The 11,321-nt window shown below is 36.9% G+C and carries 10 protein-coding genes and 1 rRNA gene; 8 read left to right on the top strand and 3 right to left on the bottom strand.

Going from position 1 to position 11,321, the window contains the following annotated elements:
- From rrf to nadC, 5 genes are all read left to right on the top strand, one after another.
- A 5S ribosomal RNA gene (gene rrf, locus N3I35_06250) occupies positions 1-93 on the top strand; the annotation flags it as partial.
- A gap of 200 nt (positions 94-293) precedes the next feature.
- Positions 294-932: an accessory gene regulator B family protein gene (locus tag N3I35_06245; GenBank protein ID MCX8129687.1), complete on the top strand. Its 639-nt coding sequence runs from the start codon at positions 294-296 to the stop codon at positions 930-932.
- A 385-nt stretch (positions 933-1,317) separates the two neighbouring features.
- Complete coding sequence (gene nadA, locus N3I35_06240) at positions 1,318-2,229, top strand: quinolinate synthase NadA (GenBank protein MCX8129686.1); 912 nt, start codon at positions 1,318-1,320, stop codon at positions 2,227-2,229.
- A gap of 14 nt (positions 2,230-2,243) precedes the next feature.
- Positions 2,244-3,845, top strand: coding sequence for an L-aspartate oxidase (gene nadB / locus N3I35_06235; GenBank protein MCX8129685.1), 1,602 nt, complete (start codon positions 2,244-2,246; stop codon positions 3,843-3,845).
- Between the two features lie 12 nt (positions 3,846-3,857).
- Positions 3,858-4,694, top strand: a complete 837-nt coding sequence (nadC, locus tag N3I35_06230) for a carboxylating nicotinate-nucleotide diphosphorylase (GenBank protein MCX8129684.1) — start codon at positions 3,858-3,860, stop codon at positions 4,692-4,694.
- Positions 4,695-4,948: 254 nt separating this feature from the next.
- Here the strand turns inward: nadC and N3I35_06225 are convergent, their stop codons facing one another.
- Entirely contained in the window at positions 4,949-6,127 is a 1,179-nt protein-coding gene (locus N3I35_06225; GenBank protein ID MCX8129683.1) for an alpha/beta hydrolase, read from the bottom strand.
- A gap of 229 nt (positions 6,128-6,356) precedes the next feature.
- On the opposite strand from N3I35_06225, the gene N3I35_06220 reads away from it, so the two are divergent.
- Positions 6,357-6,797 carry a CBS domain-containing protein gene (locus N3I35_06220; GenBank protein ID MCX8129682.1) on the top strand — a complete coding sequence of 147 codons (441 nt, stop codon included), beginning with the start codon at positions 6,357-6,359 and terminating at the stop codon, positions 6,795-6,797.
- 82 nt (positions 6,798-6,879) lie between these two features.
- Here N3I35_06220 and N3I35_06215 read toward each other — a convergent pair whose 3' ends face one another.
- Together N3I35_06215 and N3I35_06210 are read right to left on the bottom strand one after the other, a co-directional pair.
- Positions 6,880-7,344 (bottom strand): hypothetical protein, encoded by a 465-nt coding sequence (locus tag N3I35_06215; protein ID MCX8129681.1) that lies wholly within the window; start codon positions 7,342-7,344, stop codon positions 6,880-6,882.
- Between the two features lie 94 nt (positions 7,345-7,438).
- On the bottom strand, positions 7,439-7,882 hold the full coding sequence (locus tag N3I35_06210; protein ID MCX8129680.1) for a cell wall hydrolase: 444 nt from the start codon (positions 7,880-7,882) through the stop codon (positions 7,439-7,441).
- 270 nt (positions 7,883-8,152) lie between these two features.
- Here N3I35_06210 and N3I35_06205 point away from each other — a divergent pair, with 270 nt between their 5' ends.
- Together N3I35_06205 and N3I35_06200 are read left to right on the top strand one after the other, a co-directional pair.
- Positions 8,153-8,326 (top strand): alpha/beta-type small acid-soluble spore protein, encoded by a 174-nt coding sequence (locus N3I35_06205; protein MCX8129679.1) that lies wholly within the window; start codon positions 8,153-8,155, stop codon positions 8,324-8,326.
- Between the two features lie 403 nt (positions 8,327-8,729).
- A partial coding sequence (locus tag N3I35_06200; protein ID MCX8129678.1) for a hypothetical protein occupies positions 8,730-11,321 on the top strand: 2,592 nt, incomplete at its 3' end.

Here is an 11,321-nt window from a genome sequence, read left to right as displayed (position 1 = left end):
ACACCCGTTCCCATACCGAACACGGCAGTTAAGCTTCTCAGTGCCAATGATACTTGGGTGGAAGCGCCCCGGGAAAGTAGGTCTCTGCCAGATTTATATGAAAGCCTCATGGATATACCATGAGGCTTTCTTTTTATTTATAGCCTATATATTTTAGATATTGGAGTTAACAAATAAAACAGAACTGACCAATATATGATCTGTTAAATGTTATGCATATATACTAATATAATAAGATAGTGTATAATTATTACAAGTATGGTTTTGTATGATTTATTATGGGAGGTAGCAGAGTGAGGTTTATACATGTCTGGTCTTATTCATGTGCAAATTATTTGATGTATCAGCTTAAAGAAAACCATGAAAGGCGTAGAGTATATTACTACGGATTTCAGATAGTTTTTGGCGCAATTGTCAAAGCTGTATTACTTCTGACAATTGCTGTTTTAGTAAAATCGCTAGTACCTACACTAATTATACTTTTCATATTTGGTTCGCTAAGAGTTTTAGCGGGAGGCTTCCATATGGACACATACGGAAGATGCATAGTAACATCCACAGTACTTTTTGTAGCTGCAGGTATGGCTACACAATACTCCTATAGGATGTGGGACAGTAGTATAGTAGCTGTACTTATTGCAGCAACTACTATTTTTGGAGCTATTACCATTTTAAAGTGGGCACCGAAGGATAATCCCAATAAGCCTATTACCAAGCCTGAGGAAATCAGAAAATTTAAGGGACTTTCTTTCATGCATATTATTGTGTGGGCGCTAATATGTTCAGTTTTGCTTTTTTATAGGAATAGTAGCGGCTTGGTATATTTAAATATGATAATTATCAGTTCAAGTTTTGGAATTCTTTTAGAGCTTTTTACCGTTGCTCCGGTTGGATATGGTTTTTTTGAATGGATAAGCGGGCAGAAAAAATAAATAATGCGATATATAAGTAAAGCATATTATTATATGCTTTTTTTTATGTGTAATTCCAGCAAGGCTGGACTGCACTTAACGTTGAAAGTCCGCCACGGGTAGTTGTCAGAAAGCTCGTTAGCAAGCCTGAGTGCATATAGAGGTATGCCTTTTCTGATTTACATGGAACGATAGACGTTCAACGGTGCAGTATTAAATGCTCGTTTTTAAAGATTATAGATAGGTAGTTAGAGGGAGCAGAGGACGAGTTATTCTGTTTAAGGTATAAAGCTCAAAATTTCTTTACAAAAGAGGACTAAAGTATTACAATAGATGAAAGTGTGAAATTTTAAACAATGTAGCTTGCAAAATTGTGGTAAAAATCATTATAGGCAGGTAAGAAAAAATGGATAAAAATGAACTGAAACAAAAAATACTAGAGTTAAAGAAACAGAGAAAAGCTGTTATAGTAGCTCATAATTATCAGGTAGACGATGTACAGGAGATAGCGGATGTTGTAGGTGATTCGTTTGCATTAAGTAAATATTGTGCCTCTACAGATGCTGAGATTGTTGTTTTCTGTGGTGTTCATTTTATGGCAGAGAGCGCGAAAATACTTTCGCCTCAAAAAACAGTGTTACTCCCTGAATTGGATGCGGGTTGTCCTATGGCGGATATGGTAACTGCAGAAGCTCTCAGAGAAGAGAAGAAAAAATATCCTGATGCTGCTGTAGTCTGTTATATTAACTCATCAGCTGAAGTTAAGGCGGAATGTGATATATGTTGTACTTCTTCAAATGCAATTGATGTAATAAAATCCGTCAAGCAAAAAGATATTCTTTTTGTACCTGACCAGAATCTTGGTAATTATGTATCAAAATCCTTTCCGGAAAAAAATATTATTTTATGGAAGGGTTTCTGCATAACACATCATAAAATTAAAACAGATGAAGTTGAGAAGATCAAAGAGATGCATCCTGACGCACTACTGCTTATACATCCTGAGTGTAGGCCCGAGTTAGTACAAATGGCTGACTTTGTAGGGAGCACAAAGCAGATAATTGACTTTGCAAATAATTCAGACAGTAAAAAATTTATTATTGGAACCGAAATGGGTGTACTGTACAAGCTTAGAAGGGATAACCCCGACAAAGTGTTTTATCTTATGTCACAGGGATTAATATGTCCCAATATGAAGAAAACAACATTAGAGAGTGTGTTCAATGCATTGAATGAAATGAAATACCAGGTTGAGCTTGATGAAGGAATAAGGGTACGGGCAAAAACTGCGCTTGATAAAATGCTTCAAGTCGGATAAAAGGATGATGATCTTTGATTAGAAATAGATATTTGATAGATTTTGATACAGAAAAAATTGAAACGGAATATCACGATGTACTGATAATCGGAAGCGGAATAGCAGGGGTTTATACCGCTCTCGAAATACCGGAAACATTTGATGTTGCCATATTAACTAAGGAGACTATAGACATAAGCAACTCTGTACTGGCTCAGGGTGGAATAGCAGTTTCTCTTGATAAGGAAGATTCACCTGAGTTACATTTTAAAGACACTCTTTATGCTGGTGCAGGTTTATGTGATGAAGATGCTGTATGGGTATTGGTTAATGAAGCAGCAGGTAATATAAAATGTCTATGCCAGTACGGAGTTAATTTTGATAAAAAGAATCCTCAGGAGCTATCTCTTACAAGGGAAGGCGCTCATAGCAAAAACAGAATTATACATGCTGGAGACACTACCGGAAAGGAAGTTTGTGACAAGCTCATATCAGTGGTAAAAACACGGAATAACGTTAAAATTAAGGAAAGAACTTTTGCTATAGATTTATTAACAGAAGGAGACAACTGTAAAGGTATACTGGTTTTTGACGAAGATACCTCCAGGTATAAAATATATCTTTCAAATGTAGTAATATGTGCTACAGGAGGATCAGGACAGCTCTATACAAACACGACAAACCCTGATGTGGCGACCGGGGATGGAATCGGTCTTGCGTATAGAGCAGGGGTAGAGCTCATGGACTTGGAATTCATCCAGTTCCACCCTACTGTCCTTTACCACCCTGAGAATAAAAGCTTTCTTATATCCGAGGCAGTACGTGGGGAAGGAGCTTTACTGAGAAATAAAAACGGGGACAGGTTTATGACCAGGTATCATGAGCTGAATGAACTTGCACCAAGGGATGTTGTTTCAAGGGCTATCTTTGAAGAAATGAAAAAAACAGGGTCTACACATGTATACCTTGATATTACTTTTAAGGATAAGGAATACTTGGAAAACAGATTTCCTAACATTTATAAGACATGCTTGAGTTATGGTATAGATATTTCCAAGGACTATATACCTGTTTCTCCCGCAGAGCATTATTGTATGGGTGGAATTAAGACAGATGTATTCGGAAGAACCAATATAAAAGGTTTTTATGCATGTGGTGAAGCCGCATGTAATGGTATACACGGCGCAAATAGGCTTGCAAGCAACTCATTGCTGGAAGGTCTTGTATTCGGACATAAAATCGGAAGTGAAGTCAGTAATATTCTAAAAAATCAAAGCACGATTCAGTATTCTGCAAAGATCTGTTCAAAAAGAGATAAGAAGGATATTGATTCAGTTAAGCTGATTAAAGATGTGCAGGGTATAATGACGCAATATGTAGGCATTATAAGAAATAAAGAGGGTCTTTTATTTGCACAAAGCAGGATAGAAGAATACTGGAGTATGGTTTCGGATTTAGAAAACACAGGTTTGAGGGATTTTGAACTGCAAAACATAGTATTACTTTCGCGGTTGGTTATTGATTCAGCACTTGAAAGGGAAGAGAGCAGGGGAGCACATTACCGCTCTGACTTTCCCAATACTGATAATGCCAACTGGAAAAAGCATATTATTAAGAAAAAACAGGGATGTATGTGAGGTGGAATTGATATGATAGATAATATGTATATAGATAATATGATTTTATCGGCACTAAAAGAAGATATGCCTTTAGGAGATATTACTACAGATAACTTAATTTCTGCAGATTCATTATCCCGTGCGCGCCTGATAGCAAAAGAGGATGGTATCATAGCAGGGCTTGATGTGGCTGAAAGGGTATTTAAGCTTTTAGATAATAACACTATTTTTAAAAGAAATTATAATGATGGGGACTCTGTCTCTTTTGGTGATATAATTGCAGAGATAGAGGGTAATACCCGGGCAATTCTGAAGGCCGAAAGGACATCTCTCAACTTATTGCAAAGGCTTTCCGGCATTGCTACAAAAACAAGGCAATTCTGCGAAAGGATTAATGACCTTAAGGCTGCAATTGTGGATACAAGAAAAACTACACCAGGCTTAAGATTTCTGGAAAAATATGCGGTAAGGGCAGGGGGAGGACAAAACCACAGATTTTGTTTATCAGACGGAGTTCTTATAAAAGATAATCATATAAAAGCTGCAGGCGGAATCAAAAAGGCTGTGGAGATGGCTCGTGCCAATGTTCCGCATACAATAAAGATAGAAGTAGAGACTGAAACTATAGAGCAGGTAAAAGAAGCGTTGGAAGCAAAAGCTGATATTATCATGCTGGATAATATGGGTCTCGAAATGATGAAAGAAGCGGTTAGACTAATAAATAACAGAGCCATAGTGGAAGCATCAGGAAATGTAAGCCTCGATACAGTATTTGATATAGCTTCGACTGGTGTGGATATTATATCCGTAGGTTCACTTACCCATTCAGTGAGGGCAATGGATATTAGCTTAAAGTTTATTGATTAATCAACACGACGACAAATTACGACACCATTCTCTCTTTGTAAAAAAGTTGTTAAGTCAGGCCGTTAAGTTGTAATGACGACTTGTGGATAAAACAAAAAGATATCCACAGCAAAACCTCAGTTTTTACACAATTACATAATACTAATCCAGTAAACCCTGATTACATAAGTGATACAAGTATGTGAACAAACGAAAAAGATATCCACAACAGTGTGGATATCTTTTGGATTTTATGAACAATTCTATTATAAACATCATTTCTTCTTAATAATAGGATAGGGAAGGTTATCATATAGCATTCGTTCTACCATTTCAAATACCTTCTTATTACTTAATATACTCATATGGTTTGTAGATTCATTAAAATTTCCTTTAAGCAAGTTGTCAAAATTTAGGTTATTATCACCTAGGGAAAATAAATCAGTTTTAATGTTCCATTCTTCCAGAGACGCACTTTCCGGGCTTACGACTTCATCATACTGCCCTAGTATGCTTCCTGTCTGAATAGAACTGTTCAGGCCTTTATTAATCATAGAAGGAAGAGCTTTTGATAATAAAAAGTTTTCAGGCACAAGATCCCTTATACCCTGGTCGTTGAAATATGTTGCACCGACTGATGCCCACGGAGAACCTTTCTGGGGAACAGAAATAAATATTATTTTTCTTACATTGCTATTTGCTATATACCTTTCGCTGCATGTATAATATCTAGCTACCAGTCCACCCATACTGTGGGCAACTAAATCAAATTTGTCAACCTGAAATCCCTTGGATAAATATATCATTTTCTGCTTCTGAAGGAACTCATCAAGTTTTTCCGCTGCTTCTATAACACCATTGGATGATTTATAATCTAAGGCGCTATACGCGAAGCCTTTTGCCTTAAGAAATTCCCCGAAGTTTTCAAAAACTGCAGCATAAGCCTGATAACCATGTAAAAAAACTACAGGGGGCTTTACCAGTTTCACAGTTTGGGATGCTTTTATGTTTGTATTATCAATTTTTGCAGTAATTTCAATATTAGGCTGTTTATTTGCTAACAAATCCTTTCCAAGCTCGGGTGGAACATAAGTAAAAAGGAATTCGCCGTTTTCATCAGTTCTAAATTTTGTATGCGAGAGTTTACCAAAATTTCCACTAAAAACAGGTTGCCCTTCTAAAGATAGGCTGATGTTGGCTTTTGGGACAGGAAAACCTTCTGAATCCCTGACTTCTACTTTCATAATAAGCTTATTGGCCGGATCGGCTGCAAGAGTTTTCACAGCAGGATTAATCAGAGAAGCATTAATCTTGAGAGTCTCCTTATTTGAAAATTCGAATTTGATTATATCAGCAAGACTTATAATACCTACAGACAATTGAATAAACAGAAAGCTAAAAATGAAAAACCCCACCACTGCAAATACTATATTAAGCTTAGGCTTAGAAAACATAGACATCAATCCTTAGTATGACTTGTCATTTTTGTTATATTAAGTATAACAACTAAAGATATTATATCATCTATATTTAAAGATATAAATTGTAAATAATGTCTCGGCTTTTACTTTAATATTTATTTTTTTTATGGGAAAAATAATTTCGGAATGCGGTATTTATGCATGATAAACGAGCATTTTTCATAAGAATCGGATTCCAAAATAATTTTAAGGAGATGATAGTATGAAGGTAAAAGATATAATGACTAAGAATGTCGCGTATGTAAATCCCAACACAACTGTCACAGAGGCTGCACAGCTTATGCAGAAGCATAACGTAGGGTCTATACCTGTATGTGATCAGACCGGAGTACTTGGTATACTTACTGATAGGGATATTGTTGTAAGAAATGTAGCCCATGGCAATAATCCTCAAAGCACGCCTGTAAAAGATGTTATGACAAAAAGTGTTACAACTGTTACACCGGATATGGATGTCAATGATGTAAGCAGCGTAATGTCGAGCAACCAAATAAGAAGACTACCTGTAGTTGAGAATAATATGTTGGTTGGTATGGTTGCCATAGGTGATTTGGCGGCAGATGCAAGATTTGATACCGAAGCTTCGGAAGCTTTAACAGAAATCAGTAAGCCTGCCAAACCGGGTAAAATGCTAAAGCCATAATCAGGATCCGGGCAATAGGCTATGGGCACTAGGCAGTCTGCTTTTTTCCCATAGCCCATATTTTAAAAGCCCGTAGCCAGTTCTAATAGTAGAATGTAACAAACTTTATTGAATAAATATCACAGAGCATGATATCATCTGTATCTTCAGGACGGATAAGAATATAACTTGCACCCACTCCTACAAGAGTACCCAGCCTATCAGTAGTACCGTTAGTACCGATTAAAAATTCTACTCTTACTCTTCTGCCTATCTGGGTTCTTAAATAGCCTGGAGTATATTGAGTACTTTGAAGAGTCTGAGGGGGTTGTTCACCTGCCGGAATAGCAAGCCCGGGTACGGAGGGAGTTCCTGTGGGGGCGGGCCCTAAGGGCATTCCTGTCGGAAGGGTAGTTCCTATTTGAGGTAAAGGGAACATGGGTATTGCTCCTCCATTTTGTGTCTGCATTTGCGGGCTTATCTGTGCAGGGACTGGCATCATTTGTGTTCCGGTAGTCTGATTGTGAGTTTCTCTTGGACAGGGTAAGTAGTTGTAATAGTTGTTCATTTTAATACCTCCTTGAATAATGTTGACTAAAAAGACTGCAATATTAGACTGTTTTGGGATTTCCTATTGATAGACTTATCTCAATTATGTTTCATCATGTTTTCCAGTATAGTGGGGTCGGCGTATAAAAACAGTGATCTCCTACTCTATTGTATAAGTTACCTGAACCATTGCGAGGAAAAACAGCTGCACATGTAGGCCTGAAGGGGTTATAATACCAAAGACACTCGTCTACTCCAGGAAGTTTGTTTCCTGCGAGGGCCCAATCTGCTACTTCATAATGGACGGCTTCCGGAGCCGTTGCCCATATGGTCTGGGGGTTTACCTGGCCGTATACTGTTCCGAGCAAGCATGTAAATTCTCTGGGCTCCTGTATAACCCTGCGGAGATCCCCGGCACCTGTTCTGAGATACTGTCCGCCGGACACATGCACCCTGTTCATTATGACAGTAGCAACTGCCTTCATACCGTCTTCGCCTTCGCCACCTGCTTCACACTTAAGAAGTCTTGCAAATAATTCCCTTTCTGAATATGCCATAATTCAACCACCTATCTTTAGAATTAGTTTCCGGGGAACAATTTATAATACAGTATATTAACATAATGAATAATGTGTAACATTGAACAGAAATTTTATTATGGGTAATATGTATTAAAGGGGGATAGATAATTCAAAGTTATATATTAAAGAAAAAATTTCAATTTGTATTAAAACGATTATTGTAAATAATAATTACTGATTCTATTGTAAGTATTTAAAATGCTCTTTAGAATCGTTTCAGGTCGCTAATATAAAGGAGGCGGTAGTGTGAGTAGACATAGGAGCATAATGTCGGACGCTTTAAAAGCGGAGATAGCTAAAGAACTTGGAGTCTATAACACGGTAGAATCCGAAGGTTGGGGAGCAGTATCATCAAGAGACTGCGGAAATATTGTAAAGAAGGCCATAGAAATGGCTGAAAGAAACCTCAACGGGAGATAAGTCATCCTATTAGCGCATAAAAGCCGGCTTTTAAGCCGGCTTTTATAATGTAGTTTATTTTATTTCCCGTAAAAAATATTATGCAATTAATATTTTTATATTACTTATAAATTTATTTTATATTATAATCGTGTATGTAAAAATAATCTAAAACACAGTTTTATTGCGTTTAGGGTATAGTTTGTTTCACTTCTGTTACAATTTCTTTACACTTAAAATCAATATGTTGACTCGAAAAATTGCCGATGATATAATGATTTTGAATTCAAGATAGGTAAACCACGCTTATCTTGAGCAAATAGTAACAAGGGGTTAGGTTATATACAAAAGCGGAGTAGGCATAACCTGATCTTAAAATTTAGTAGGCCTACTACCAATACAATTACAAGGAGGATTTGAGAGCATGAGAAATCTCAAGAAATTTTTGGCAGTAGTAGTAGCTATTGCTGTTATGATGACAGCTATGGTTCCTGCTTTCGCAGCAGAAACTACTGCAACAAAGACAGATGCACAAATCGTTGAAACCCTCAAAGTAATGCAGGGTAACGGTGGCGTAACTCCTGAATATCTTGCAAAAGATACACAGAGAGTACAGTTGGCAATATTCCTTCTCAGATTGATGGGTAAGGAAAAAGAAGCAAGAGAATATAAAATAGTTAAGAACTTTGCTGATGCTGACAAAGTTGGCGGAAATGCAAAGAACCTTTTAGCTTACTTGTATGACCATCCAGAATATGGCTTTGTTCCATCAGCTTCTGGAAACTTCAACCCAACAGAAGTTGCTGTTCCACAGCAGATCTACAAAGTTATGCTTGAAGTATTAGGTTACAAATGCGATAACGAAGGTAAAGGCGATTTCAAATATGCTGATACACTCGCATTCGCTAAAGAAAAATTAGCTAGCGCAGCTGTTGATGTAACAAAGCTTACTAACAACGATGTAGCTAAAGTTCTCGTTGAAGCTTTGAAATCAAAAGTAAAAGCTGGTGACAAGACTCTTGTTGAAAAGTTAGTAGCTGACAAGGTTGTTGCTGAAGCTGATGCTAAATCAGTTGGTTTGATAAGTGATTCTGTTGCTGCTACTTCAGCTACAGTAAAAGCTACTGGCGTTAAGAAGTTGACAGTAGAGTTCAACGGAACAGTTGATAAGACTAAAGCTACTTTCGCAGTTGCTAAGGGTTCAATAGCTTATAACGTAGCAACTTACACTTGGACTGCTGACAACAAGTCAGTTGTTTTGGAACTTGCTTCAAAGATAGTTGAAGGCGAATACACTGTTACAGTAAAAGGTGTTGCAGCTACTGATTTAACAGCTAAGGTATCAGCTCTTAATGAAAAAGTTGCAAAAATCACTTTCCCAAGTGACAAGGCTGTAATAACAAGAGACAATACTAAGAAAATTACAGTTTCATACAAGCTTGAAAACCAATATGGTGAAGATATTACTTCTTCATATGCAGAAAGTAATATAACTGTTTCTCCTTCAAGAGGAACTAAAGATACTTTTAATGATGGTACACTTGTACTTGCAGATGCTACTACTGAATTTAAAGCTGATGATAAAGTAGCAGTAAGCATGCTTGATACAAGCTCAACTACTTTTGCTACTCAGACTTTCTCAGTTGTAACTGGCGCTAGAGTTGCAGAAATTTCAATCAGCAAATTGTACAATGCAGATAGCAAAACACTTGATACTGCAGCAGATTTCTCAACATTCTATCTTGTAATGTCTGCTAAAGATCAATATGGTAATAATGTATTAGTTGATGGAACTAAGTCAACTACAGATGTAACTTACTTCAATGAAGATGTTGCAGTAAGTGTTTCCGATACTTCAATAGTTAAACTTGCAACAAACAGTAATGCTAATTCAGCTGACAAATATGCTTTCGCAAAGAAAGACATTGATGGTGACAAGCTTGTATTACCATTAGAAGCACCTACTACTAAGAAGGCTGGAACAGCTGTAATTACAATGGTATCAAAGACTACAGGTAAAATTGCTACTTTCTCAGTAGAAGTTAAAAATACTGCAAAGGTTGATACTATTTCAGTAAATGCTCCTGCAGTAGCAGCTGCAGGTACAAAGATAGAAGTACCTTTTGAAGCTTATGATCAAAATGGTAATAAGATTACAAGTGCAGAGACTTTAAATGCTGGTTTCTCAAGTACACCTACTGCTTCATCAACACAGAGTGGAAAAACACCTACTGTTACTTTCGAACAGGATTATGTAAAAAATACTGCTAAGATGATGGTAGATGCTCAATCAATAACTGAAAAAGGTTCAATTACTTTGACATTTGTTACTTTCACTTACAAAGTAGTAACACTTAAGTTTGATGTAACAGAAGCAAAGAAACCTACTTTGATCTCAGGAACTAAGGACTTTGTAGCAAATGCACTTAAAGATGGAAAAACTACTCTTGACTTTGCTGACGTAATAGTAAAAGACCAGTACAATGGAGACTTTACACTTACTGATGCACTTCTTGGCGTAGAAAACTCAAAGAGCTACAGAATTACTGTTAAAACTTCTGATGCTGGAAAAGTAAAATTAACTGGTAGCCAGCTTAGAAGTACTGATGGTACTGTATATGCAATAGAAGATGACAATCACACAGTTACACTTAACGGTGCAGCAAAAGGTTCAGCAACTATAACTGTTACATTGCAGGTATATGATAATGTATACACTACAGGTGATGGTTGGTCAGATGTTGACGGAAGTGCATTTACATTCGCTTCAAAGATAGCTGAAAAAGAAGATCTTAAGACTGTAGAAGTTGCTGCAATAGGTAAAGTTTACAACTATAGCCAAGCAGCTGCTAATACTGAATCAGAAAAACGTGCTCAAGCAGTAACAGTAACTGGTAAAACTGAAGATGGTACAACATATAATGTTGACGCTGACTTCGTGTTTGTTACTCCTACAGATGCAAAAGTTTACACTACTGTAGATGATAAGGTATATGTCTGTCTCTTATACACATCT

This window comes from Clostridia bacterium, from assembly GCA_026414765.1.
Classification (GTDB): Bacteria; Bacillota; Clostridia; order Acetivibrionales; family DSM-27016; genus SKW86.
This window is presented reverse-complemented; position numbering and strand designations above follow the sequence as displayed.